Raw genomic sequence first — 25,275 nt, forward strand, 5'->3', positions numbered from 1 at the left:
GAACGGCGCTTCAACGGGTGTTATTCCCTGGTTCTAATGTTAAAATAAATTCCAGATATGATTTTTTTAATAATATGACGCCGTTGTTAAAATGTTCCATCATGGCGGAACTGATCTCATGCAATTCCTGGATAGCCACATAGTCGGGGATCATATCCTGCATAAAAGTACAATCATGCTCCCTGAAATGCTTCAGCTTTACCTCCACACTTTCCGGGAAAGTTTTGAACAACGCACCCTGCTGGATATTTTCTGTCATCATATGGAAGCTCCAGCACTCGGCCGACAACTCATCAAAAAGTGCCGGCAGCGACTCCATATCCTGCTCGCCGGCATTAAACAACAGGCTGATACAATGAATGATCCGGATCACCTGCTCATTCAGCTGGTGGCCGGTTTGCTGATACTGCAGGATCTGGGTGTATTTTTCCCGGAGCAGGGCGGCCGTCGCCGGGCTTTGCCGCATCGCCACGGTATAATGATACCGGAAGGCTTGCTGGTCGTGCAATTGCAGCCACGCTTCTTCGGAAGCCACCTGCGCAGATAACATCCGGGCCAGTTGCTTTGCCCGCGCCGCACTGTATTTTTGCCCGTCAAACTCAAAATGACTGGTCTGAAACTGCCCGCTGCTGATAGCCTGCAACGTTTCGGCATCCTGGCGGTCGCGGTAAAAAGCCCGCATCCTCATAATATTGTCCGGATGATACAGCTCCTGTAAACCACCGGCTTCCATATCTTCCGGTAGCAACAACCGGGTAAATTCCCTGTTAATGCCGGGAAATGGCCGGTTATCATAGTAATCATTAAATGCTTTAGGGTATTCGTATAACCGGTGACGTTGTGAAAGCTCTTCAATATAGGCAGCAGGAGTAATCTCCGTAAATGGTTGCTCACTATTATGTACCGTGAAATTATATACCAGCGCAGTCATATACTCCTGCACGTTTTCCGGCTCATTAAACAGGTTCCATGCACTGATGCCGATCGGCTTACAGGAAACATTTGCGGCGGAATAATGGGCCTCCCTTGCTTCCCGTGAAAGATGCGAAGTCCATTGTTCCCGCAGCTGCACCCGGCTCTTGAGGAAAGTATGGAAATAGCTGTCGGTGATAACAGGCAGCCCGGCAGTATCCACCGCCAGGTGGTTCTGCGTGGCATAGTAACGGATCATGGCACGCTGCGCCGTGAAAATATTGGTAAACCGCAGCGTTCTTTCCGCCAGGTCGGGTAGTTTATGAAAACAATGATCCAGGCAGTAACCACCCATTTCCAGCCGGCGTAAACTGCTCACGGCCGTTTCAGTACTGGTAAGGCCTACCGCCACCGTATCCGCATAATATTCCATTTCCCGGCTTAATTCCAGGTACCGACGGTTAATGATCGCATATATTTTCCGCAATACATATTGCATCCCGTTCAGGATCCGCGTAGTAATATGGGCAAAAAAACTTAACAGGCTGCTGCCACTACTCCAGCGTACCTCTATTTCATTCCACCGGTCATTTTCATACAGCATATTATACAACGTCTTGTTCAACGCATAGATGTAGCTGCCAAGTTTCATACTACGCTGCGAGAAATGTGCAAACTCATATGCCAGCAACATCTTAAACTCGCTCACATTTACACTGTTGATCAATCCCAACCCGATTTCCAGGTTTTTTCCCGCCGGCCAGAACAAACTGAGAAAACTGGAATGATAAAATACGGCGGTATGCATATCCGGCACAATAAATATCTTCTTCGGAAAACTGATGCGCGTGTCCTTCACCAGTTGTGTAATAAAATCAAATAAACGGGGATGATGATCCGGGAAGATCTGCGTACGGTAAGGGTTGCCTGCAGGACGTTTGTTAAAAAGAAATTTTATGAGAAAAAACAATACCATCCCTCCCAGTAAAATGAAACTGAGTCCGATGATGCCAGTGCTCCAGCCAGGATAGGTGCGGAACAACATGATCCCTCCCGACACACAGGCTACAGCCAGGGCAACGGCTGCAAATAATAACACCACGTAAAGAATAAAGAACAACACAACGCAGCTGATGGCTTTCATTATCTGTTGCCTAAATAGTAACGTGGGTTCAATAAGTGCCAGATCCGCATTATCAGGGCACTCAGGGTATAAGTCGGTCATAACAAAACATCAGGTTAGATACAATCGTAACAGCAAAAAGGGATTTAAATGTATATAATATTCGCAAACTTATATACCCCGATGCCTCTCATATATTCATATGAGAGGAGTGTATACCCCGCTGTAGCGGATTATTGCTATCCCAGGATCGGGTGCCTTTTATAAGGAGCAGAGCGGTCAAATAAGTAACGATACGTAGCCAGCCGACGGGTCGGAGTAGCGCCAAGACCCTCCGCCACATTCTGCATCCTCGGGTTAAAATCGCCAATCCACTGCATTTCATAATCTTCATATGGCGACATGCCGCTTTGTATTAATTTCGCCCCCTCTACTATCATATATGCATCTACCCCCTTCCCTTGAAATTCAGGTACGATGCCAAATATAATCCCCACCATTTTTTTGCAATAGCCGGTTTGCTTTAACCACAGGAACTTCAGCTTTTGCAATAAACCAAATTTCCCGTTCATATGTTTTATATACTGGTTCAGGTCCGGCAGGTTCAGCCAGATAGCAACCGGATCATCATTGTGATAAACAAACCAGGCAATCTTTTCGTCCATCAGGGGCTTCATCTGCTTAAACAACGCCAGTACCTGCGCTTTCCCCATTTCTTTACCACCCATATGCTGCGCCCATGCCTTGTTATACACAATGCTGAATGCCTCGGCAAACCGTGGCAGATCATTTTTCCGGATATGCACTGCCCTGAATGCCGGATCAGCGGCAATGGCAGCATGCCGGCTAAAAAATTTTGGCAGCAATTGATCACTTACCCTCATTCCATAACAAAGCTGGTTAAAGAAAAGTTGAAAACCATACTGTTCAAATAAACGGATGTAATAGGGAGGATTAAAGTTCATACAGTATAATGGTTCATGAAATCCTTCTTTAAGCAATCCCCACCAGTTATTACGCTCCCCGAAATTAATAGGGCCATCCATTGCGCCCATACCTCTTTCCTGCAACCACTGTTTGGCCGTATCAAAAAGCAGGTTGGCGGCTTCCTGCTGATCTATACAATCAAAGAAACCCACACCGCCCACCAGGCACTCGTCTCCCTTTGTCTTATATTTCTTATTCACAAAAGCAGCAATCCTGCCGGCTAAACGGCCCTGGTCATCTTTTAAAATCCACCTGATACACTCCCCATGACGGAATGCCTTGTTTTTTTTCGCATCAAAAACTCCGTTAATATCTCTATCCAGCGGCCTTATCCAACCTGGTACATTTTTATTTAAATTCACATGCACGTCGATAAATTGCCGGGCTGTCTGTTCATTGTTTACAATAATCAGCTGCATTGAAACCATTTGTACAAATGTAATAAAAATGCATTGGCATTATTTTTTCTCTTTCCCCGGTATGAAAACAACTTATGTTTATCCCGCCATACTTTTGTTGCTCGTCGTGGTGTTTACACTGGGCTACTGTCAGCAACAACGCTACGTGCGCAAAGTGTTGTCTGAAAACCAGCGCCTGTGGAACGAAAACCGTGATCTGCGTAAAAGTCTCGATCAATCCGGGGCCGTGTCCCAACAAATCACCGATCACCAGGAACTCCGCCAAAGGGTAGCTGGCCAGTTTATCGAACGCAGGGCCTATTACCGGCGAAACTGGCAGCAGTTCATCGCCGTTACCGCCGGCGATTACCGCACCGGGCTGCTGGGAGGTATCAAAGACCTGGATATAATCGTGAGAAATCAAACTGAATACCCGCTGGATAACGTAGTAGTCAGCGTTTCCTACATGCGCAACAATAATGAAGTATTTAAAACAGAACGATATACCATCAGTAATATTCCGGAGAAAGGTACCCGCAGTATTGCGGCCTCCAACAGCCGCAAGGGAAGCAAGGTAGCCGTAAAACTGATCAGCATTACCAGTCAGCCGATGAACTTCTGCTGGGCAGCCGATAAACCCGCTCCTGCCGGTAACCCCGACCCGTTCGAATGTGTGCCGTCCACTAAAAATGTACCCGCACCACCGGCACAGGATAATCAGTAACTTAGCCGCATGATCCGGCTAGTACCTACCACCATCGCCGATGAAGCGATAAAAAATCTATATGAAGAAGCCTTTCCCGAAGAGGAAAGAAGACCCTGGAACCAGCAGTTGTCACTGGTAGCATCCGGAAAGCTGCAGCTATTGTATATTGTCCGTGAAGATGCTTTTGCGGGTTTTATATTTTACTGGAACCTCCCTGCATTCAGCTTTATAGAACATTTCGCTATTCATCCCGGTACAAGGGGAGGAGGCGCCGGTACGCAGGTAATGCAGCTGATGGAAGCACAACTGAACGGAATTGTACTGGAAGTAGAACCGCCTGTAACGGAACAGGCTATACGTAGAATTAAATTTTATGAACGCCTTGGCTACCAGGCTTTTGCTGAATCCTATTATCAGCCCCCTTATTATCCCCACTACCCGCCGCTTGAACTACGCCTGATGCAGAAAGGATTACCGCCGGCCGTGGCCGTGTTTCCCGATATTAAGGATCACTTATATAAATACGTTTACAACAAATAAAAAAGTACGAATGATATACAGGGCATTAATGATGTAATCTCACAAACATCTTTGCCGCTGTTATCATTCGTACTTTCGTTATATCAAAGGAGGTTTATCCTACACGTGAAGGACGTTCCCCCTGTTGCCTGGGTTGTTCCTGTTGCCGCTGCTGTTGTTGTTGCTGCTGCTGCTGTTGTTCCCTTTGTATCCTTTGCTGTTGTTGCTGCTGCTGCTGTTGCTGAGCCCTTTGCTGTTGTTGCTGTTGTTCCCGCTGTACCCTCTGTTGTTGTTGCTGTTGTTGCTGAGCCCTTTGCTGTTGTTGCTGTTGTTCCCGTTGTACCCTCTGCTGTTGCTGCTGTTGTTGTTGCTGTTGTTGAGCCCTTTGCTGTTGTTCCCGCTGTACTCTCTGCTGTTGTTGTATCTGCTGTTGTTGTTGCTGGTCTCTCTGTATCCTTTGCTGCTGTTGCTGTTGAACCCTTTGTTGTTGTTGTTGTTGTTGCTGTATCCTTTGCTGTTGCTGTTGTTCTGCAGTTCTGTCCGGTGTTACCCTTGATGGCCTGTTAAAGTTGCCCGGCGTATTATTATTCGCCGGATTTGCTGGATTTACCGGTTGGGTAGTAGTTCCCTGTCTTACCCTTCCTCCGTTGTTATACGGAGGTATATTCCCGGTGTTGTTATTCGCCGGCTGATTCGCTTCACCAGGGCGTACCCGGTTACCGCCATTGTTATTGTTATTATTACCCGGTTGGGTAGTATTACCCGGTGTAACACGACCGGGACGATTGTTACTATTGTTATCTACCGACTGCACAGGTCTTGTACGGTCTGCCTCACGTCCCCGCTGGATAGCTGCGGCATCCGGGCGGTAAATACGCAATTGATTGTTTTCCAGTCTTCCTCCTGTACCCGGTCTGTTGGTGTTTTCCACTCTTACCGGTCGTACTGCCTGGCCTGAATAACGTTGCACATCATTGGCGCTCGGTCCGGCATATACTCTTCTTCCTCCGTAATTGTTGGTGTTGTTGATAACAGTGGTATTGTTAATAATGGTAACGTTTCTGCTGTTATTAACATAGTAGTTATTGATCCGGGGGCTGTTGATGTACTGTCGTGGTACAAATGCCCAATAGCTGGCTGGCGCATTGTATGAATATTGTGGTCCCATTGGCGCCCAACCATAATAGTCGCCACCGGTTCTCCAGCTAACCCATGCCGGGCCCCAGTCGTTACCTGGCACCCACATCCAGCCCTGGAAATCGTCATATAACCAGCGGCCATAGTGGAAGGCTGCCCAACCCCACGAGTAATCAGATACCCAGGTCCAGCCGTAGTCGGTATATACCCAGTGTCCGTTTGTATAGTAAGGTCGGAAGTCGCGGCCGGCGTTCGGTATCCAAACCTGGTCATAGCCGGGATAACTTACCCAGCGGCCGTAAGGACTTAATTCATCATAAAAGGAAATAGATGCGCCCACCTGTACCTGCGGTCCGCCGGAATAGGAAGAGCCATATTGATCATCATATCCGGGTGCATACGTTGATGCACAACTACTGACGAAAAAGCCTATAAATAAAAGTGATATTCCTGTGTGTTTTAATAAACTGTTCATAACTCCTGTTTTTTAGTCCTGATAGGTATTGTTGTTTGTAAGACTCTGGAGATGTAATGAATGCTGCGTAAAATTGTATTTATATCAACAAGCATTTTTTTATGGTCTGTGAATAAAGTATAGAAGGCGGAATCATTTTAAATTGTTAAAGGATTATGTTAAAATTTTTATAACGCTTTGCTGCAGTTACCGCGTTATATATAGTATAAGACAAAAATGGTTCCAATTTCGTAACCGCTGTAAGAGCTTGCATTACAGCGGATAACAGCGGCGTATACGGAATAATAAAACATTCCTGTAATATTGCAACAGCTCACTTAAATTCAAAGATGGCTTCCTTTTTCAGTATTCATCATATTTTCTTTACAACGCTGGGGTATTCCGTCAGTTATGTAGAATTTACAGGTACCATTACCGGCTTATTGTGTGTATGGCTGGCTGCAAGGGATCATATTCTCACCTGGCCGGTGGGATTGATCAATGTGAGTTGTTTCTTTGTACTGTTCTGGCAGTTGCAGTTGTATGCAGATATGTTCCTGCAGGTATACTTCTTTGCCACCGGGGTGTACGGATGGATCTTCTGGTACAGGAAGCAACCGGAAAATGAACCCGTGTATGCACTGTCAAACCGTTCCCGCTGGTGGCTGGGAATCGCAGCCCTGCTGTTGTCTGCCGCTACCGGCTATGTTGTCAGCCGGCTGCACCTGTGGTGGCCGCGCATATTTGAACATCCTGCGGCATGGCCTTATACCGATTCACTGGTGGCCGTTTTAAGCGTGATCGCCAATATCCTGCTGGCTAAAAGGATCTGGGAAAACTGGCTGTTATGGGTAACCGTAGATGCTATCGCTACTTTTATTTATTTTCAGAAAGATGTAAAGTTTCTTGGAATAGAGTACTTTATTTTGCTCATCATTGCCGCTATGGGACTGGCAAAGTGGTGGAAAGCATATCAACAACAACTCGTCAGTAAATAACCCTATGCTTACTTTTAAACAAAAACTCCGTCGTATAGCCTTTACATTTACCGCTATTTTTATAGTAATGTTCCTGTGCAACTACTGCATCACACCATCAAAAAATTCGATGCCATTGCGCAGTACGAGCAGCAATCCGGCAACAGCGGGAAAATTTTATCCAGTTGCATAACCGGATCTCGAATAGACTATCAAATACTATGCAGTGCTGGTAGCGGCAATTTTCTTTACCGCAGGCAGCGCGTGGTTTCTACTGAAATTGTGGGAACTGGTGAATGGCTGGATCCTGTCTCTTAAAAAGGATTAAAATAAAATGGCGGAGTCCCCACTTCGCCATTTTGTACTTACACGGTGTATTCACCCACTTTTGTGCCGTCGTCTCTCAGCATGGTTAATACCAGTTTCTGCTGATCGGCTTTTATCTTTATCAGGGTACGATTACCATCTTTTGGCCCGCCTCCAATAATAAGCGGGTATTCATGCTGTCCTTTTGCCGGGGCATACACACCGTATTTGTGGGTATGACCGCAAATGAGGATATCAATTTTATGTTTGTTAAAGAGGCCGCCAAACATTTCGCGGCAATGTTTTACGCCATGCCATTCGCCGGATTGATAGTGCGGAATGTGCATCATCACTACTTTATGTTTTGCTTTCCGGAAAGCAGGGCTTTGCAGCTGTTGTTCCAGCCAGCGGGCCTGTTGTTCCCGGTAAGCGTCGAAGTCAACGATGCCCGCATATACGGGATGTTCATCTTCTTTATCTTCTCCCGTATCCAGCACAATAGCCGATACAGGACCTATGTTAAACGTGAAATAGCTGTTGTGGCCCGGGTTATTAAAATACTGGTGCCATTCCCGGGCATATTTGCCACGGGTTTCGTGGTTCCCCCGTACATACATGAACGGGGTTTGTGTGGAAAAGGTATCGCCGCAGGGAGTGAGCATGTGGTCAATGATCTGCTGCTCATCGGCCTGGTAGTCAAATACATCTCCGTTAAAAAACACGAAATCATACGGGTCATCGCCGGTCAGCTTCATCAGGTGGGGGATAGAAGCAGGGCGGTCGTGAATATCATTAATGATCACCCAGGAAACTTCCTTCGCCTGCGGATCGGGGGCCGTGAAAGTATAGGTAGCGCTTTCTATGGTTTCGCCATAGGTGAGCTTATAAGGTTCAAAGGAAACAATATCTTTTGAGCACACCTTATAGCTATACTTTTTTCCGGGCTCCAGCTGGTCCAGTTCTATGCGGTGGAGGCGGTTATTGGCGTCTACCAGCCCGTTGGTAACCCGGTGTGCTTTTTTGTTCAGCTGGCCGTCTGTTCCATATTCCACCCAGCTGTAACAGGGGCGGCGGGTGAGCCACATCACGGAAATGGTGTGCGGGCCGGGATATTGAAGGTAGGGTTTGCAGAGAAAAGCGTGTTCTGGTCCTGCTGTAGGTGATGTTGCTGGCAGTATGCCAGCTTTGGCGGCAGCCGGTACAATTCCGGTGATGCCCAGTAATCCTGCTTTGGAAAGGTTGCCGAGGAATGACCTTCTGGATTGTTCACTGTTTGATTTTATCATATTTATATATTGTATATATCAGGATAGCGATTTAAAAATAGCAAAGGAATTAAGAAAAGGAAGCTATTTTTATATGAATGGCGCCCGCTGGTACACGTTATTTATGAATAATTAAAAAGTATAATTTGATAGGCTGCGCTTTACATTGCCGGGGTATAAAACTTTATTAATGATAAAATCGGCGAAAAATGCGGTGGGAAAAGGTTTTTTTTCATCGTTAGCGTTTTGATTTTCACCCATTAACTCTTACCTTTGCGGCAAATTTTGGAAACTGTATGCAATGCAATTGTGTGCGGTTTTTGGAACAGTAACATTTTAGTATTTTTATAAACCTCTTTAAAAATATGCCTAACACAGGTAAGATCAAACAAATTATCGGTCCCGTGGTGGACGTGCACTTTGATGACAAATTGCCCGAAATCTACAGCGCATTGGAAATTACCCGCGAAAATGGTCAGAAGGTAGTATTGGAAGTACAGCAGCACCTGGGTGAAGACAGTGTTCGTACAGTGGCGATGGACTCCACCGACGGTATGGTTCGTGGCATGACTGTAGTTGATAAGGGCGCGCCTATTAAAATGCCGGTTGGCGACCAGGTGAAAGGACGTTTGTTCAATGTGGTAGGTGAGGCAATTGACGGTTTAGGTGATATCGATGCTTCAAACGGTTACCCTATTCACCGTGACCCGCCTAAATTTGAAGATCTGGCTACCGAAACAGAAGTACTGTTCACTGGTATTAAAGTAATTGACCTGATCGAACCCTATGCAAAAGGTGGTAAAATCGGTTTGTTCGGTGGTGCCGGTGTGGGTAAAACAGTATTGATCCAGGAACTGATCAATAACATCGCAAAAGGTTACGAAGGTTTATCCGTATTCGCCGGTGTTGGTGAACGTACCCGTGAAGGGAACGATCTGATGCGTGAAATGATCGAAGCAAACATCGTTAAATACGGTGATAAATTTAAAGAATCAATGGAACACGGTGACTGGGATGTTACCGTTGTAGATAAAGAATTACTGAAACAATCACAGGCTACGTTTGTGTTTGGTCAGATGAACGAACCACCGGGAGCACGTGCGCGTGTGGCCTTATCCGGTTTAACACTGGCAGAATATTTCCGTGATGGAGATGGCACTGCAGGTGGTGGTAAAGATATCCTGTTCTTCGTAGATAACATCTTCCGTTTCACCCAGGCAGGTTCTGAAGTGTCCGCACTGTTAGGCCGTATGCCTTCTGCGGTGGGTTACCAGCCAACACTGGCTACTGAAATGGGTTTGATGCAGGAACGTATCACTTCCACTAAAAATGGTTCCATCACTTCCGTACAGGCCGTTTACGTACCTGCGGATGACTTAACGGATCCGGCTCCGGCAACAACCTTCTCCCACCTGGATGCTACCACCGTATTGGATCGTAAAATCTCCGATCTCGGTATTTACCCGGCTGTGAGCCCGCTGGACTCTACTTCCCGTATCCTGTCTCCGTCTATCGTGGGTGAAGCTCACTATAACTGTGCACAGCGCGTGAAAATGATCCTGCAACGTTATAAAGAACTCCAGGATATCATCGCCATCCTCGGTCTGGATGAACTGAGCGACGAAGATAAGCTGACAGTATCCCGTGCACGTCGTGTACAACGTTTCCTGTCCCAGCCTTTCCACGTAGCAGAACAGTTCACCGGTCTGAAAGGCGTACTGGTTCCTATCGAAGAAACTATCCGTGGCTTTAACATGATCATGGACGGTGAAGTAGATGAGTATCCTGAAGCAGCCTTCAACCTCGTAGGTAACATTGAAGCAGCTATTGAAAAAGGTAAGAAATTACTGGAAGCAGCGAATAACTAATTAAGTCAATGATCCCGGTTCAGCCGGGATCATTACCCTTCACCATTTACGATCATCAACATGCTATTAGAAGTATTAACACCTGAAAGAAAAATATATGCCGGAGAAGTGTACGGAGTACAACTGCCGGGCATTGACGGTTCTTTTGAAATACTGGATAAACATGCGCCATTAATTGCAGCCCTCGGAAATGGTAAAATGAAAGTGCTGAAAGATAAAGCTCATGCAGAGTTGTATACCATCAGCGGCGGATTCGTGGAAGTGTTGCGCAATAAGGCTACCGTACTCGTAGAAGGCGCTGTAGCAGTGGAAAAATAAGCATACCAGCAAAATATAATAACCAGGCCGGGTAAGAATACCCGGCCTTCGTTTTGTCCTAACTATTCCAATCTTAGATGACCCGGTTAAGGACAGGACTGTCCACCGGGATTTCCTCCTATTCATTATGTACAATACAGTACCTGCACGGCTATACGAGATATCCGCAGTAACTACATGTACATCAATAGACAGCCTCATCAAGGCTGTTTATATCACCTAATGAATATGCCTTTGATAATAATCACTTAGTGATCAGGTAAAATGCTGGTATCGGTCTATGGAAGGAGCAAAAATTTTTCATAGGTTTTGCCTTCATAGGTGTATCTTATCGGTTATTAAATTACCTGAAAACGGGCTATGTAGCTGGTTTGATTCACCAATTACTTTAGCAAGATATTTAATTTGTTTTAAATAAACAGCATTCATCCTGTTCATTTTTCACTTTAAGTACTAAGCCCTGCCCATCTCCCTCTGTGTCAGAATATTACCATTAATTTAAGGAAGGATCAATTGGATAATTTGCCATCATGGCAAAGGTACTGCCAAGATTTTTAAGGGATTGCTGCCATATTTGCTGCTCCCTGCGCTCAAATATCAGTGAAGTATCGGTGTCAGACAGGATCCAGGATTTCTCCTTTACCTCTTCATCCAGCTGACCCTCTGTCCAGCCAGAATAACCAATGAAGAATTTTACCTTATTGGGCTCCAGTAAACCCTTATTGATGGCGTCCACCACATGGTCAAACCTGCCACCCCAGAATACCCCGGGCAATATCTCCTGCCCGCCGCTGATCAGCTCCGGGTGCCGGTGCACAAAATGAATGGTATCCATCTGTACAGGACCGCCATAATATACCGGGATATTACTGATCAATACCTCAGGCACAAGATCACTAAGCGTTTGATCAAACAACTTATTGATTACAAAGCCAAAACTGCCTTTTTCCTGGTATTCACAAAGGAGTACTACCGTGCGCGCAAAATTTGGATCTTTCAAAAATGGATCAGCTATCAGCAAAATGCCGGGCGACAAAGTTACCATAGACAAACAATTTTATAGCCTGTTCAAATTTAACTAAATGATTGAATAGTAAAGAAAAAAGAAAATTAAAGAGGAAAGTAGGAAAAATAAAAAAAGGAGGCTAGAAAACCTCCTTACCATTTTATCAACCAAAATCTAAATCGCTTATGGAACGAATCCACATCGATGTATGTAGAAAGTTTAATTACTTTGTTATGATCCTGAACTAATCAAATTTAGTACCAAGATTCTGAAGCAAAGGTAAGGAAAGAAGCATTAATAAAATCAGCAGTACCCAGTTAAAATTACGTTAAAGTGATGTTGTATTGCGGAGAATAAGCACAGAGGCAATATCCCGTCTGGAATTTTGTATCATAGTTGCTATAGCAAACATCTTTTTTAACATATTTTAATATTTCTATGCGCTTATCTTTGAGATAATTAAAGCCTGACAAAACTTACATGATACCACTGAAGAAGATTTTCCCCGTCATCGTTATCCTGATCACTTTGTCCCTGCTCGGAATCATCTATATCCAGGTCAGCTGGATCATCAGCGCCGTGCATATCAAACAGGATCAGCTCTTCCAGCGCGCCGTGAGTATGTCAAGAGACGTATACAACGATATGATGTACCGCCGCCAGGCTGCTATCATGTTTAAGCTCGACAACAAGGAAGGAACCGCCACAAAAGGATTTAACCTGGATATCAACCGCGTACCCCAATACAGCGTACCCTCCGTTAGCGACTTCTTTACTGTGCAGGAAGTGAAACGGTGCATCCAGAACAATATGAGGAAAAATCACCTCGATAGCTCCAGCTTCGAATTTGCTATTATCGGCACCGTACCAGGATCTGAATTCGGTACCATCCGGATGCAGTCTGCCGGGTTCGAAAAAATGTTCCAGGAAAATGAAGCCGACAGCATCAAGGAAAAGAAAGACTATCGCGTACAGGTAATCCTCCTGTCGGAATCCAACGATTTTAATCCGCGGGCAGAAAAGCTTTATATCATCATGCCCAACGATGATTCGGTAGCCAAACAATTAGGTTTCATGATCTCGGGAGGCGTGCTGTTTACCATGATCATCATCACGGCATTTGCCCTCACCATCCGCACCCTGCTGAACCAGAAAAAACTCTCGGAAATAAAATCGGACTTCATCAACAATATGACCCATGAGCTGAAAACACCCCTGGCTACTATTTCCCTGGCCATCGATGCTATCAGGAATGAGAAAGTAATGTCAAAACCGGAAAAAATCCAGTATTTCTCCGGCATCATCAAAGAAGAAAATAAACGCATGAACAAACAGGTGGAAAGCATCCTGCAATCCGCCCTCCTGGAGAAAGACGAAATAGCGCTCAAACTCCAGGCTACGGATGTACATAACGTTATCCAGAGTACCGCCGATAACCTCCAGCTGCAGCTGGCCACCAAAAATGGCGTGGTAGACCTTCAGCTGGACGCCATTAACCCCATCATCATGGCAGATGATGTGCACTTCTCCAACCTCATCTTCAACCTGATGGATAATGCCATCAAATATTCCAATGATCAGCTGGAGATAAGAATACAAACCTATAATACCCGCAAAAGCCTGTTCATCGTGATTGCCGACAACGGTATCGGTATGAGCCGCGATACTATTTCACGTATCTTTGAAAAGTTCTACCGCGCACATACCGGCAACGTGCATAACGTAAAAGGCTTCGGTCTCGGACTCACTTATGTAAAGGCCATTGTAGACGCGCATAAAGGAAAAATTAAAGTGGAAAGCGTAGTGGGTAAAGGCAGTAAATTTACCCTCGAGTTTCCGCAGGAACTGGATAAAGGATAAAGCATATGATACTGAGTGAAAAAGAAATACAGCATTTCAAAAATCCTATTGCGGTGCCCGGTATGGGCATCACCATGCAGGAAAAACTGAAGGAAGCCCGCGTACTGGTAGTAGGCGCCGGCGGCCTCGGAAGCCCGGTGGTACAATATCTCAGCGCCAGCGGAGTAGGCGTGATCGGCATCGCGGACTATGGTGTGATCAATGATGAAGATATGCACCGTCAGCCCATCTACCAGATGCAGGATATCCGCAAACACAAAGCAAAAATGGCGGCCAGCCGCCTTTGGGCAGTGAACCCATATACAAAACATTATCCTATCCTCATGCAGGTAAAACCCGACACCATCAACATGATGCTGGTAGGGTTCGACCTTGTGATAGACTGTACCCAGCATCTGCCCACCCACCTGGTGATCAACGATGCCTGCCTGGTACACAGCAAACCTTACATCACCGGGGAAGTACATAACTGGATGGCCTGGTTTGCCGGCTTCAATATGCCCATGCCGGATGGTACTACCTCCGCTTCCTACCGTTGCTCATTGCCACTCACAGAAGAATACCGCAATTTTGATGCAGGCGCTCTTGGCGCTACCCACGGCGCCCTCGGCACCCAAATCGTTTGTGAAGTAGTGAAATACCTGATCGGTGTTCCCTTAGGCATCGCCGGTAAATTTTATGGTGTCAACTATCTGCATAACCAAACCCAGGTATACGACCTGCAACCGGATACGGCAATGATAGAAAGCATCCGCGCAGCCGGCGTCCTCTCCGCGGAGGAATACGGCCTGGAAATCGTTCCGGATGTAGAGGATTAGCGTTGCTTGCCCGCCTTCGGCGGGGAAATTGTCTTGGAGCAGGATTACGTTGATTAACCGTGATTACCATGATTTGATTTTTTTGATTTTTATAAATGACCAAGGGAGATATATGCGGATCTATTCGCTTATATCTCCCTTAATCTTTAAAATCAAATATGATCAAATCATGGTAATCACGGTTAATCAACGTAATCCTGCTCCAAGACAATTTAAAATCGCCGAAGGCGATCCCCTCCGCTACACTTCCGCAAGCACCGTTTTAGCCCCTATCTTCAGCTCGTGTTTCACACCCAGTTTAAGCGAGTAATTCGCCGCCTGGTGCCCGCTCGGGAAACCAAAACAAACAGGGAATTCGTAATCTTTAACAAGGTTGCTGATAATTTCATATTCAGACTGTCCGAATGGAGTATCCGTTTCTTTGCCATCCGTGAAGGCGCCTACTACCAGCCCGGCCAGTTTGTCGAGCCACCCGGCGCGTTTCAGGTTATACATCATACGGTCTATGTTATACCGGTATTCACCGATATCTTCCAGCAGCAGGATCTTTCCTTTGGTATTGATTTGTGAAGGCGTACCCGAAAGGTTGGCCAGGATAGATAAATTACCGCCTACCAGTATCCCGGCGGTTTTTCCTTCCTTGTTCAACGGATGCGCCGGCGCGGAATAGCGGTAAGCTTTCCCTCTCAGCGCTGCTGCCAGGCTTTCTGTATATTCATTATCAAATGTATCGGGCGTAATACCGCTGCACATCATGGAATGCAGCGTGGCAATGCCAAAGTGCCGCTGCACATGCGAATGCAGGGTGGTAATATCACTGTAGCCGCAAAGCCATTTCGGCTGTTTCCGGAAACGGGTAAAATCCAGCTTATCAATGATACACACCATACCATAACCACCACGGCCAAATACAATCGCTTTTATCTCCGGATCATTCAGCATATCCTGCAATTCCTCCAGCCGCAGTTCGTCCGGCGCGGAGAAATTATGAAAGCTGGTTCCTACAGTAATACCGAGGTGTACACGGTAACCCCAGGAAGTAAGTACACCACGTGCGTACTCCGCTGCCTGCAGATCCATTTTGCTGCTGGAGCAGGTAATTCCGATCAGATCACCTTTTTTCAAATATGGCGGAATTTTTACCATTGTTCCTTTTGTTTACCTTTGCAGATTAGTTAGCGTAAATTCATTCTTTATTCGCTGACTAAGGTGATAAATTGTTATGGTGATTCCAAAAACAATCACTGATTTAAAGTTTATTTAAGCATTCTTTAAGAGAATATGGCAAAATTTAATAGATATTTAATAACTGCGGCATTACCGTATGCCAATGGCCCGGTGCACATCGGACACCTCGCCGGCTGCTACCTGCCTGCAGATATTTATGTACGTTATTTACGTGCAAAAAAGGCAGATGTAAAATTTGTTTGCGGCACAGATGAACACGGCGTTCCCATCACCATCAAAGCAATGAAGGAAGGCGTGAGCCCGCAGGATGTGGTAGACAAATACCATAAGATCATCGGCGACAGCTTTGCTGCAATGGGTATCTCTTTCGATATTTTTGCCCGCACCAGCGCTCCCATACACCACCAAACCTCGCAGGACTTTTTCCTGAAGATGTATAACGATGGCCTGTTTGAAGAAAAAGAAAGCGAACAGTTTTTTGATCCGGAGAAAGAAATGTTCCTGGCAGACAGGTATATTATAGGCACCTGTCCTAACTGTGGCAACGATAAAGCCTATGGCGACCAATGCGAACGCTGTGGCAGAACCCTGAGCCCCGATGAACTGATCAACCCGCATTCGGCACTGAGTAATGCACCACTGGTGAAAAAGAAAACCAAACACTGGTACATGCCGCTGCAGAACTACGAACCGTGGCTGAAAGAGTATATCATCGACGGTCATAAAGAGTGGAAAAACAACGTATACGGTCAATGCAAAAGCTGGCTGGATAGCGGCCTGCAAAGCCGCGCCATGACCCGCGACAGCAACTGGGGCATCAAAGTACCCCTGCCCGATGCGGAAGGCAAAGTATTGTACGTATGGTTCGACGCACCCATCGGCTATATTTCTGCTACAAAAGAACTGACCGACAACTGGGCGGACTACTGGTGTAAAGACGATACCAAACTGGTACACTTCATCGGTAAGGATAACATCGTTTTCCACTGCATCATCTTCCCGGCCATGCTGAAGGCGCACGGTGGATTTGTATTGCCCGACAACGTACCTGCCAACGAATTCCTGAATATTGAAGGTGAAAAAGTATCTACCTCCCGTAACTGGGCAGTGTGGGTAAACGATTATATCGAAGACTTCCCCGATCAGCAGGATGTACTCCGCTATGTACTCTGCGCCACCGCGCCGGAAACAAAAGACAACGACTTCACCTGGAAAGATTTCCAGGATCGTAATAACAGCGAGCTGGTAGCCGTTTTTGGCAACTTCGTCAACCGCGCTATGGTGCTCATGCATAAACTGTGCGGTGGAAAAGTACCTCCGTTGCATCCTGAGTTCATGAACGACGGCGACACCGAAATACTGAAAGAGTTCGGCGTGGCAAAAGAGAAGATCGAAACCAGCATCGAAACATACCGCTTCCGGGAAGCATTGTCTGAAGTGATTGAATTTGCCCGGAAAGGCAATCAATACCTCCAGAAGAATGAACCCTGGATCCTGGCCAGCGTACTCGAAAAGCTGAAGAATGGAGAACAACACGCCAAATACCCGCAGTACGAAGAAAAGGACATCGCCTTTTTACAGGGCCGGATCGATATTTGCCTGCACATCGCATTGCAGATGACGGCCAACCTGGCGATCTTCTCCCACCCGTTCCTGCCGTTTACGGCTAAAAAGATCTGCCACATGCTGAAAGTGGTAGACCGTATGCTGGAGTGGGATAACGCCGGCAGCGATAAACTGCTGAGTGTAGGCTATTCCCTGCGTCCGCCGGAACTGTTGTTCAAACAGGTAGAAAACGACCAGGTAACTGCCCAGGTGGAAAAACTCCATGCAGGTTTAAAACAGGCGATGGATGCCGCTGCGGCAGCTGCGCCCGCCGTGGAAGAAGCCCCGCCCGCTCCTGCAAAACCTGAAATTCAATACGACGATTTCGCTAAACTGGACCTGCGCGTAGGCACCATCCTGCAGGCAGAAAAAGTAGCCAAAGCCGATAAATTACTGAAACTGCTGGTAGACATAGGCACTGAACAACGTACCGTCGTTTCCGGCATCGCTATGCACTTCAGCCCGGAAGACATTGTAGGCAAACAGGTAACACTGGTGGCCAACCTGGCCCCCCGCAAAATGCGCGGAATCGAAAGCCAGGGCATGATCCTCATGGCAGAAGACAAGGGTAAGCTCGTTTTCGTAAACCCGGCGGAAGCGATAACGCCGGGTAGCGGAGTGAGCTGAAACCCGCCAGGGTAAATGGTTTCCAGATCAAGTCCACATCACCTCCACGTCACCTCCATGTTCACTCCACGGATACTCCGGGTGTAAAGCAGGTGCAAAGCAGGTGTAAAGCGAATACGAAGTAATGGCGAAGCCTTCAAAATACTTCATGAAACCGGTAAAATTTGCAGATCGGAGCGGATTTTGTCTTTCTCAGGATTACGCTGATTATACTGATTACTCTGATTTGACTTTTTGGGATTTTATAAGGATTTTAAAAGATTCGGGGAGACATAAGCGAAAATATCCGCTTATGTCTCCCCGAATCTTTTAAAATCAAAAGTGATCAAATTCCCTAAATCAGTATAATCAGCGTAATCCTGAGAAAGACAAAATCCGCTCCGATCTGCAAATTTTACAGAAATCGTGCGCCCCCTGATGATGGAACTCCAAAAAATGCTAAATTCAAGGATCGGTAAATTTAAGTTACAAATGCTGGAAGCTCCGCGTAATGAATAAAAAGCTGACAGCTAAAAGCCAAAGCAATGAGACACATCAACAAAGTAGCCGTTTTAGGTTCAGGGGTAATGGGATCAAGGATTGCCTGTCATTTTGCAGGAATAGGCGTACAGGTTTTACTGCTGGACATAGCGCCAAAGGAACTCAATGAGGCAGAAAAGAAAAAGAACCTGCCACTGGATAGCCCCGCTGTGAAAAACCGGATTGTAAACGATGCCCTGCAGGCCGCCATAAAATCCAACCCGTCGCCCGTTTTTACCAAAGATGTGATCAAACGCATTAAAACAGGCAACTTCACCGATGATATGAAACGCCTCGCAGATGTGGACTGGATCATTGAAGTAGTAGTGGAAAACCTGGATGTGAAGAAAACCGTGTTTACACAGGTGGAACAATTCCGGAAACCCGGTACACTCATCACCTCCAACACCTCCGGCATCCCGATCCACCTCATGACTGAAGGCCGTAGCGAAGATTTTCAGAAACACTTCTGCGGTACCCACTTCTTTAACCCGCCCCGCTATCTCCGTTTACTCGAAATAATTCCAACACCACACACAGATCCCGCCGTCGTCGATTTTCTCATGCACTACGGCGATCTTTTCCTCGGTAAAACAACCGTGCTGTGTAAAGATACCCCGGCATTTATTGCCAACAGGGTAGGCGTGTTCTCTATCATGGCCATCTTTCACATCATGCAGGAAATGGGCCTGGGTATCGACGAAATTGATGCACTCACCGGTCCCGTAATCGGCCGCCCTAAATCAGCTACCTTCCGTACCGCCGATGTGGTAGGAATAGATACCCTGGTGAAAGTAGCCAAAGGCGTCATGGAAAACTGCCCGCAGGATGAAGCCATCGGTATCTTTAAAATACCTCCCTTCCTCCAGAAAGTAGTGGAAAACAACTGGCTGGGTGATAAAACCGGGCAGGGCTTCTACAAGAAAACCAAAGGAGACGGCGGCAGCAAAGAAATCCTTACGCTGAACCTCCAGTCAATGGAATACGGACCCAAACAAAGAGCAAAGTTCGCCAGCATCGATGCAGCCAAACCTATCGAAGACCTGAAACAACGCATCAAAGCGCTGGCAGGAGCTTCCGACAAGGCCGGCGAATTCTACAAACAATTCCACGCATTCCTCTTCTCCTACGTATCGCACCGCATTCCTGAAATAGCAGACGACCTCTATAAAGTAGACGACGCCATGAAAGCGGGCTTCGGATGGGAAATCGGTCCCTTTGAAACCTGGGACCTGCTCGGTGTGGAAGCATCCGTAAAACTCATCGAAGAAAAAGGACTCACCGTTGCCCAATGGGTAAAAGATATGCTGGCAAAGGGGATCACCAGCTTCTATAAAGTAGACAACGGCAAGAAATTATATTACGACGTAAGTACCCAAACCTACAAACCATTGCCAGGAGAAGGGCAGTTCATTATCCTGGAAAACTTCTCCAATAATGTAGTCTGGAAAAACAGCGCCTGCAACCTGGTTGATATCGGCGACGGCGTGGTATGTTTCGACTGGAAAACAAAAATGAATACCATCGGCGGGGAAGTGCTGGAAGGATTGAATAAGGCGATAGACCGCGCTGAAAAAGACTTCCGCGGACTGGTAGTAGGCAACGAAGGCACCAACTTTTCCGCGGGCGCCAACGTGGGCATGATCTTCATGCTCGCAGCAGAACAGGAGTTTGATGAGCTGGACATGGCAGTGCGCCTCTTCCAGCGCAGCACCATGCGCCTGCGCTATTCATCGGTACCGGTAGTGGTGGCGCCACACGCCCTCACATTGGGTGGTGGCTGCGAAATGTGTTTACATGCCGATAAAGTACAGGCAGCAGCCGAAACATATATCGGGCTGGTGGAACTGGGCGTAGGCCTCATCCCCGGCGGCGGCGGTACCAAAGAAATGACGCTCCGCGCCAGCCTGGAATACAAGGAAGGCCGCATCGAGGAAGAACCCCTGAAAGATTACTTCATGACCGTAGCCACTGCTAAAGTAGCCACCTCCGGGTTTGAAGGATTTGATATGGGCGTGCTGAAGAAAGGACACGATGAAATTACCATGAACCTCAGCCGCCTTATTGCCGACGCCAAACGCAGCGTAATAGCATTGGCCGACGAAGGATATACCCGCCCCGTGGAAAGAACAGATATCAAAGTGATGGGTCGCGGCGCACTGGGAGCCTTACTGGCAGGCGTATATGCCATGAAGTTTGGTAACTATATTTCAGAACACGATCAGAAAGTGGCAAATAAACTCGCTTATGTGATGTGCGGTGGCGATCTTACAGAAGCCTCTTTTGTAAGCGAACAATACCTGCTGGATCTCGAAAGGGAAGCCTTCCTGAGTTTATGCGGTGAACGCAAAACGCTGGAACGCTTACAAAGCGTGATTAAAACGGGCAAACCCGTACGAAATTAGAAACTGTTATTTTAATGTATGGGAAATGTAGTGAAGATTAGCCATAAGATCATTCGCTGCATTTCCCTTTTTATTTTCATCCTTTAGATTTACTCCCGTGCCAATTCTATCCTTACAAAACATTTCCAAAAGATACGGAACGGTGCAGGCATTGTCAGGTGTTTCCTTCGATGTGCCGGCCGGTAGCGTATTCGGCGTATTAGGCCCCAACGGCAGCGGTAAAACAACCCTGCTCGGCGTTGTTACCGATGTGCTTAAAGCAGATACCGGCAGCTTCACCCTTTTTGATAAAGCGCCTTCCGCCGCAGAACGCCGGCAAATAGGTACTTTGCTGGAAACGCCCAATTTCTATCATTATCTCAGCGCATACAAAAACCTGGAAATCTCCGCTGCTATCAAACAGCGCCGGAAAGACGACATCGCAAGAGTACTGGAGATCTGTGGCCTCACGCAACGCCAGCACTCGGCCTTTAAAACGTATTCACTCGGTATGAAACAACGGCTGGCCATTGCCGCTGTATTACTCGGTGATCCCGATGTACTGATCCTGGACGAACCTACCAACGGCCTCGATCCCTCCGGTATCGCGGAAGTGCGGGAGCTGGTGCGTAAACTGGCAGACAGCGGCAAAACCATTATCCTCGCCAGCCACCTGCTCGATGAAGTGGAAAAAGTATGCACCCACGTCGCTATTTTGAGAAGCGGGAAATTATTGCTGTCAGGACCGGTACACACAGTGATCAGCCGCAACGATTTCGTGGAACTGGCTGCTGCGGATAACGCACAGGTGCAGGCGGCCATGCTCCGGTATCCCGGTTGCACCGGCGCCATCATACAGGGCAACATCGTGAGGGCTTCGTTCGCGGAATCGCCCGATGCAGCAACGATCAACAGCTATTGCGCCCAACAGGGCATCTGGCTCAGCTACCTGCAACTCCGTAAGAAAAGTCTCGAAACCGCATTCCTGGAAATTACCAATATCGCCGCATCATGAAACGGATCATCTGTACCGAATGGCTCAAAGTAAGAAACTACCGCACCTTTTGGGTGATGTTGCTGTTGGCGCTGGTGATTATCCCCGCAGGCAATTTCATGGTGGCCGACAAATTCAGCGAAAACCTGGAACAGGTAAGTAAAATGTTTGGCAACCCCTTCAGCTTCCCGGAAGTATGGCTCACAATGGCTTCGCTGAACAGCTATATCTCCGCGCTGTTCGGACTACTCCTGATCATCCTGGTAACCAATGAATATACATACCGCACCAACCGCCAGAATGTAATCGACGGCTGGGAAAGAAGCCAGTTTGTATACGCCAAATTATTCTGGCTGGTGGCTATTTCCGTACTCACACTGGTGGTGGCTACTGTCAGCGGCGCCCTGGTGGGAATCATTTATGGCAACAAACCCTTCAGCATGGAAGGATACCACTACATGCTGTACTACTTCCTGCAGTTTAATGTGATGCTTACCATCGCCCTGCTGATAAGCGTATTGGTGAAACGGGCCGGGCTGGCTATCGTGCTTTTTGTGGCTTACAATATGATGCTGGATCAGCTGTTGTCTTTTATCGTAAAAAGAAATGCCGGACCTGTTGGCGGCCTGCTGCCGCTGCAGAGCGGCGACGAGCTGCTGCCGTTTCCATTGGTGGGTAAAATGGTATCTACCGGCGATCAGTACGAAGCCTATGTGTATGTAACGGCCATGATAGCCTATATCGCATTGGGCATCTACCTGGTTTTCAGGAAAATATTAAAATCCGATCTGTAGAAATATCTATATATTTCACATTCTTTTAAAGCGAAATGTTTGGCAGAGAGCTTAAATTTGTTGAGCAAAGAAAAAAGGTGAATTATGGCAAAACAAGAGCGGGTTATACTGGTAACAAACGACGACGGCATCACGGCGCCGGGTATCCGGGCGCTGATAGAAGCAGTGAAGCCTTTGGGTAAAGTAGTGGTGGTAGCGCCTGATAGTCCACAGTCGGGCAAAGGACACGCCATCACCATCGGTGTTCCTTTGCGTTTGGAAAAGGTGGATATCTTTGAAGGAATAGAAGCATGGCAGTGTTCCGGCACACCGGTGGACTGTGTAAAGCTGGCCCGCGATAAAATCCTGCATGGCAAACCGGATATCTGCGTGAGCGGCATCAACCACGGCGCCAATCATTCTATCAACGTGATCTATTCCGGCACTATGTCTGCCGCAATGGAAGCAGCCATAGAAGGTATTCCTTCCGTAGGCTTCTCGTTCCTGGAATACAGCTATGATGCTGATTTCTCGCTGCCCGGAAAAATAGCGCACAATGTTACCAAAAGAATGCTGGGATCCGATCTGCCACCTGGTGCCCTGTTCAACGTAAATATTCCGATAGTGGATGAAAAGGATTTCAGGGGACTGAAAATCTGCCGGCAGGCAGACGCGAAATGGGTGGAAGAATTTGATGAACGCCGCGACCCGCACGGTAAAAAATACTACTGGCTCACAGGAGAATTTAAAAACCGCGATAACGGACAGGATACAGATGTGTGGGCACTGGAAAATAATTACGCCTCTATGGTACCAGTGCAGTTTGATCTTACAAATTATTCATTGAAAAAGAAGCTGGAAGAAGATTGGAAAGACCTGTAAACATTCGTTATATCGCCATCATAATTACAGTATGTTAAAAAAAGACAATCTTCCGTTAGGAATTTTACTGGGGTTTTTAACACCCCTGTTTGCGTTTTTCCTGTATTACTTATTTGTCATCAAGCCACATAACAACGTGGGGCTGGGACAGTTCCTCGGCATTCTGAAAGACAATAAACAGATGATTCCGAAGCTCACCAGCATCTGCCTGTTACTAAACGGACTGGTGTTTTTTCTGTATACAAGAAAACGGCTGGATATTACCGCCAAAGGCATTTTCCTGATGACCATGCTGTATGCCATTGGCATATTATTACTCAAACTGATCAGATAATTTTTAATTAAAGGATATTGAAATATTACATCATTGCAGGAGAAGCGTCAGGTGATTTGCATGGCAGCAATCTTGTAAAACAAATAAGACAGTTAGATACGTCTGCGGATATACGTAGCTGGGGAGGCGACCTGATGGAAGCCGCCGGCGCCCATGTGGTAAAGCATTACAAAGAACTGGCCTTCATGGGTTTTGTGGAAGTGGTCATGAACCTCCGTACCATTTTAAAGAATATAGAAATTTGTAAGAAAGATATCGCCGCCTTTAAACCGGATGTATTGGTGCTGGTTGATTATCCGGGGTTTAACATGCGCATCGCCGAATGGGGCAAACAACAGGGATTTAAAATAGTGTATTATATTTCCCCGCAGGTGTGGGCCTGGAAAGAAAACAGGGTGAAAAAACTCCGGCAGTATGTAGATAAAATGTTGTGCATCCTTCCGTTTGAACCAACGTTTTACCATAAATGGAATTATGAAACCGAATACGTAGGACATCCTTTGGTGGAAGTAATTAAAGCTGCCAAAGAACAACCTGCTGATGCGCCGTTGTCAGATAAACCCGTGATCGCCGTATTACCGGGGAGCCGTAAACAGGAAGTGAGCGTAAAGCTGCCTATCATGCTCACAATGGCGAAACACTTTCCACAATACCAGTTTGTAGTGGCGCAGGCGCCCAGCCTCGATGATCATTTCCTGGAAGGGCTTACCGGTCAGCATCCCAACGTGTCAATGGTAAAAGGGCAAACCTATAAATTACTGCGCCAGGCAAAAGCCGCATTAGTAACTTCCGGAACCGCCACGTTGGAAACAGCTTTGTTTGGAGTACCGGAAGTAGTGTGCTATAAAGGAAATCCTATTTCGTACTTCTTCGCAAAACATCTCATTAAAGTAAAATATATCTCCCTGGTAAACCTGGTGATGGATAAACTGGTAGTGAAAGAATTGATTCAGCACGACCTCACAGAACAAAACCTGTTGAAGGAATTAAACTCGTTACTGAATAATGAAGCCGCCAGAAGTCGTGTGATGAAAGATTATGCAGAACTATGGCATAAGTTGGGAGAAAAGGATGCTTCCCGCCGCGCAGCAGAAGTGATCTATGAATACGCCATCGCTTAGTGCCGTCTGAGCAGCCGGATCATCATAATGATAAGGGCGATTATAAAAAGTAGCAAAGAAATTCTGTTCATCCCATGCATCATAGCCACGTAACGTGTTTTTGGTGCATTGGGATCCTTCTTCCCTATATACAGATACCTCAATATTTGCTGCCAGATACTTTTCATCTCCCAAAGATCGTAAATCAGTGCTAT

Annotated in this window: 22 protein-coding genes; 14 read left to right on the plus strand and 8 right to left on the minus strand. The window is 46.7% G+C overall.

The window, feature by feature from the left end:
• Positions 1-10: 10 nt before the first annotated feature.
• Both ACMXI2_RS00875 and ACMXI2_RS00880 read right to left on the minus strand, forming a co-directional pair.
• Positions 11-2,137, minus strand: a complete 2,127-nt coding sequence (locus tag ACMXI2_RS00875) for a M48 family metallopeptidase (protein ID WP_483779857.1) — start codon at positions 2,135-2,137, stop codon at positions 11-13.
• A gap of 137 nt (positions 2,138-2,274) precedes the next feature.
• Positions 2,275-3,441 carry a hypothetical protein gene (locus tag ACMXI2_RS00880; RefSeq protein ID WP_483779858.1) on the minus strand — a complete coding sequence of 389 codons (1,167 nt, stop codon included), beginning with the start codon at positions 3,439-3,441 and terminating at the stop codon, positions 2,275-2,277.
• A gap of 61 nt (positions 3,442-3,502) precedes the next feature.
• Between ACMXI2_RS00880 and ACMXI2_RS00885 the strand changes: the two genes are divergently transcribed.
• A complete protein-coding gene (locus ACMXI2_RS00885) occupies positions 3,503-4,144 on the plus strand; it encodes a hypothetical protein (RefSeq protein ID WP_483779859.1) in 642 nt (213 codons plus the stop codon).
• A gap of 9 nt (positions 4,145-4,153) precedes the next feature.
• On the plus strand, positions 4,154-4,666 hold the full coding sequence (locus tag ACMXI2_RS00890) for a GNAT family N-acetyltransferase (RefSeq protein ID WP_483779860.1): 513 nt from the start codon (positions 4,154-4,156) through the stop codon (positions 4,664-4,666).
• 94 nt (positions 4,667-4,760) lie between these two features.
• On the opposite strand, the gene ACMXI2_RS00895 is transcribed toward ACMXI2_RS00890, so the two are convergent.
• Positions 4,761-6,257: a DUF6600 domain-containing protein gene (locus ACMXI2_RS00895; protein ID WP_483779861.1), complete on the minus strand. Its 1,497-nt coding sequence runs from the start codon at positions 6,255-6,257 to the stop codon at positions 4,761-4,763.
• Between the two features lie 329 nt (positions 6,258-6,586).
• Between ACMXI2_RS00895 and pnuC the strand changes: the two genes are divergently transcribed.
• Positions 6,587-7,234, plus strand: a complete 648-nt coding sequence (gene pnuC, locus ACMXI2_RS00900; protein WP_483779862.1) for a nicotinamide riboside transporter PnuC — start codon at positions 6,587-6,589, stop codon at positions 7,232-7,234.
• Positions 7,235-7,578: 344 nt separating this feature from the next.
• Here the strand turns inward: pnuC and ACMXI2_RS00905 are convergent, their stop codons facing one another.
• Positions 7,579-8,805 carry a purple acid phosphatase family protein gene (locus ACMXI2_RS00905; protein WP_483779863.1) on the minus strand — a complete coding sequence of 409 codons (1,227 nt, stop codon included), beginning with the start codon at positions 8,803-8,805 and terminating at the stop codon, positions 7,579-7,581.
• Between the two features lie 344 nt (positions 8,806-9,149).
• Between ACMXI2_RS00905 and atpD the strand changes: the two genes are divergently transcribed.
• Together atpD and atpC are read left to right on the plus strand one after the other, a co-directional pair.
• Entirely contained in the window at positions 9,150-10,652 is a 1,503-nt protein-coding gene (gene atpD / locus ACMXI2_RS00910; RefSeq protein ID WP_483779864.1) for a F0F1 ATP synthase subunit beta, read from the plus strand.
• Positions 10,653-10,712: 60 nt separating this feature from the next.
• A complete protein-coding gene (atpC, locus tag ACMXI2_RS00915; protein WP_483779865.1) occupies positions 10,713-10,970 on the plus strand; it encodes an ATP synthase F1 subunit epsilon in 258 nt (85 codons plus the stop codon).
• A gap of 493 nt (positions 10,971-11,463) precedes the next feature.
• On the opposite strand, the gene ACMXI2_RS00920 is transcribed toward atpC, so the two are convergent.
• The gene (locus ACMXI2_RS00920) at positions 11,464-12,015 is read right to left on the minus strand and encodes a YqgE/AlgH family protein (protein WP_483779866.1); all 552 of its coding nucleotides are present in this window, start codon (positions 12,013-12,015) and stop codon (positions 11,464-11,466) included.
• A gap of 441 nt (positions 12,016-12,456) precedes the next feature.
• On the opposite strand from ACMXI2_RS00920, the gene ACMXI2_RS00925 reads away from it, so the two are divergent.
• Positions 12,457-13,836, plus strand: a complete 1,380-nt coding sequence (locus ACMXI2_RS00925; protein WP_483779867.1) for a sensor histidine kinase — start codon at positions 12,457-12,459, stop codon at positions 13,834-13,836.
• Positions 13,837-13,841: 5 nt separating this feature from the next.
• Positions 13,842-14,654, plus strand: a complete 813-nt coding sequence (locus tag ACMXI2_RS00930; protein WP_483779868.1) for a HesA/MoeB/ThiF family protein — start codon at positions 13,842-13,844, stop codon at positions 14,652-14,654.
• 240 nt (positions 14,655-14,894) lie between these two features.
• Here ACMXI2_RS00930 and ACMXI2_RS00935 read toward each other — a convergent pair whose 3' ends face one another.
• On the minus strand, positions 14,895-15,779 hold the full coding sequence (locus ACMXI2_RS00935; protein ID WP_483779869.1) for a S66 peptidase family protein: 885 nt from the start codon (positions 15,777-15,779) through the stop codon (positions 14,895-14,897).
• A 156-nt stretch (positions 15,780-15,935) separates the two neighbouring features.
• Between ACMXI2_RS00935 and metG the strand changes: the two genes are divergently transcribed.
• Positions 15,936-18,074: a methionine--tRNA ligase gene (gene metG, locus ACMXI2_RS00940; RefSeq protein WP_483779870.1), complete on the plus strand. Its 2,139-nt coding sequence runs from the start codon at positions 15,936-15,938 to the stop codon at positions 18,072-18,074.
• Between the two features lie 27 nt (positions 18,075-18,101).
• On the opposite strand, the gene ACMXI2_RS00945 is transcribed toward metG, so the two are convergent.
• Positions 18,102-18,224 carry a hypothetical protein gene (locus tag ACMXI2_RS00945; protein WP_483779871.1) on the minus strand — a complete coding sequence of 41 codons (123 nt, stop codon included), beginning with the start codon at positions 18,222-18,224 and terminating at the stop codon, positions 18,102-18,104.
• Between the two features lie 374 nt (positions 18,225-18,598).
• Between ACMXI2_RS00945 and ACMXI2_RS00950 the strand changes: the two genes are divergently transcribed.
• The 6 genes from ACMXI2_RS00950 (at position 18,599) to lpxB (ending at position 25,081) form a co-directional block, all read left to right on the plus strand.
• Positions 18,599-20,998 (plus strand): 3-hydroxyacyl-CoA dehydrogenase/enoyl-CoA hydratase family protein, encoded by a 2,400-nt coding sequence (locus tag ACMXI2_RS00950; protein ID WP_483779872.1) that lies wholly within the window; start codon positions 18,599-18,601, stop codon positions 20,996-20,998.
• Between the two features lie 142 nt (positions 20,999-21,140).
• A complete protein-coding gene (locus ACMXI2_RS00955; RefSeq protein ID WP_483779873.1) occupies positions 21,141-21,992 on the plus strand; it encodes an ABC transporter ATP-binding protein in 852 nt (283 codons plus the stop codon).
• Positions 21,989-22,765: an ABC transporter permease gene (locus tag ACMXI2_RS00960; protein WP_483779874.1), complete on the plus strand. Its 777-nt coding sequence runs from the start codon at positions 21,989-21,991 to the stop codon at positions 22,763-22,765. The genes ACMXI2_RS00955 and ACMXI2_RS00960 overlap by 4 nt, the downstream gene beginning before the upstream one ends.
• Positions 22,766-22,849: 84 nt before the next feature.
• Positions 22,850-23,626, plus strand: coding sequence for a 5'/3'-nucleotidase SurE (surE, locus tag ACMXI2_RS00965; protein WP_483779875.1), 777 nt, complete (start codon positions 22,850-22,852; stop codon positions 23,624-23,626).
• A 31-nt stretch (positions 23,627-23,657) separates the two neighbouring features.
• Positions 23,658-23,960 (plus strand): hypothetical protein, encoded by a 303-nt coding sequence (locus ACMXI2_RS00970; protein WP_483779876.1) that lies wholly within the window; start codon positions 23,658-23,660, stop codon positions 23,958-23,960.
• 17 nt (positions 23,961-23,977) lie between these two features.
• Positions 23,978-25,081 carry a lipid-A-disaccharide synthase gene (gene lpxB, locus ACMXI2_RS00975; RefSeq protein ID WP_483779877.1) on the plus strand — a complete coding sequence of 368 codons (1,104 nt, stop codon included), beginning with the start codon at positions 23,978-23,980 and terminating at the stop codon, positions 25,079-25,081.
• On the opposite strand, the gene ACMXI2_RS00980 is transcribed toward lpxB, so the two are convergent.
• Complete coding sequence (locus tag ACMXI2_RS00980; protein WP_483779878.1) at positions 25,078-25,248, minus strand: DUF6728 family protein; 171 nt, start codon at positions 25,246-25,248, stop codon at positions 25,078-25,080. The two genes, lpxB and ACMXI2_RS00980, sit on opposite strands and share 4 nt — an antisense overlap.
• Between the last annotated feature and the right edge of the window lie 27 nt (positions 25,249-25,275).

This window comes from Chitinophaga sp. G7 BAM 1005 (assembly GCF_057126945.1).

Bases quoted from the DNA above. Each gene is read 5' to 3' on its own strand.
- ACMXI2_RS00875 (WP_483779857.1), bottom strand. From the start codon at position 2,137: ATGACCGACTTATACCCTGAGTGCCCTGATAATGCGGATCTGGCACTT.
- ACMXI2_RS00880 (WP_483779858.1), bottom strand. From the start codon at position 3,441: ATGCAGCTGATTATTGTAAACAATGAACAGACAGCCCGGCAATTTATC.
- ACMXI2_RS00885 (WP_483779859.1), top strand. From the start codon at position 3,503: ATGAAAACAACTTATGTTTATCCCGCCATACTTTTGTTGCTCGTCGTG.
- ACMXI2_RS00890 (WP_483779860.1), top strand. From the start codon at position 4,154: ATGATCCGGCTAGTACCTACCACCATCGCCGATGAAGCGATAAAAAAT.
- ACMXI2_RS00895 (WP_483779861.1), bottom strand. From the start codon at position 6,257: ATGAACAGTTTATTAAAACACACAGGAATATCACTTTTATTTATAGGC.
- pnuC (WP_483779862.1), top strand. From the start codon at position 6,587: ATGGCTTCCTTTTTCAGTATTCATCATATTTTCTTTACAACGCTGGGG.
- ACMXI2_RS00905 (WP_483779863.1), bottom strand. From the start codon at position 8,805: ATGATAAAATCAAACAGTGAACAATCCAGAAGGTCATTCCTCGGCAAC.
- atpD (WP_483779864.1), top strand. From the start codon at position 9,150: ATGCCTAACACAGGTAAGATCAAACAAATTATCGGTCCCGTGGTGGAC.
- atpC (WP_483779865.1), top strand. From the start codon at position 10,713: ATGCTATTAGAAGTATTAACACCTGAAAGAAAAATATATGCCGGAGAA.
- ACMXI2_RS00920 (WP_483779866.1), bottom strand. From the start codon at position 12,015: ATGGTAACTTTGTCGCCCGGCATTTTGCTGATAGCTGATCCATTTTTG.
- ACMXI2_RS00925 (WP_483779867.1), top strand. From the start codon at position 12,457: ATGATACCACTGAAGAAGATTTTCCCCGTCATCGTTATCCTGATCACT.
- ACMXI2_RS00930 (WP_483779868.1), top strand. From the start codon at position 13,842: ATGATACTGAGTGAAAAAGAAATACAGCATTTCAAAAATCCTATTGCG.
- metG (WP_483779870.1), top strand. From the start codon at position 15,936: ATGGCAAAATTTAATAGATATTTAATAACTGCGGCATTACCGTATGCC.
- ACMXI2_RS00945 (WP_483779871.1), bottom strand. From the start codon at position 18,224: ATGAAGTATTTTGAAGGCTTCGCCATTACTTCGTATTCGCTTTACACC.
- ACMXI2_RS00950 (WP_483779872.1), top strand. From the start codon at position 18,599: ATGAGACACATCAACAAAGTAGCCGTTTTAGGTTCAGGGGTAATGGGA.
- ACMXI2_RS00960 (WP_483779874.1), top strand. From the start codon at position 21,989: ATGAAACGGATCATCTGTACCGAATGGCTCAAAGTAAGAAACTACCGC.
- surE (WP_483779875.1), top strand. From the start codon at position 22,850: ATGGCAAAACAAGAGCGGGTTATACTGGTAACAAACGACGACGGCATC.
- ACMXI2_RS00970 (WP_483779876.1), top strand. From the start codon at position 23,658: ATGTTAAAAAAAGACAATCTTCCGTTAGGAATTTTACTGGGGTTTTTA.
- ACMXI2_RS00980 (WP_483779878.1), bottom strand. From the start codon at position 25,248: ATGAAAAGTATCTGGCAGCAAATATTGAGGTATCTGTATATAGGGAAG.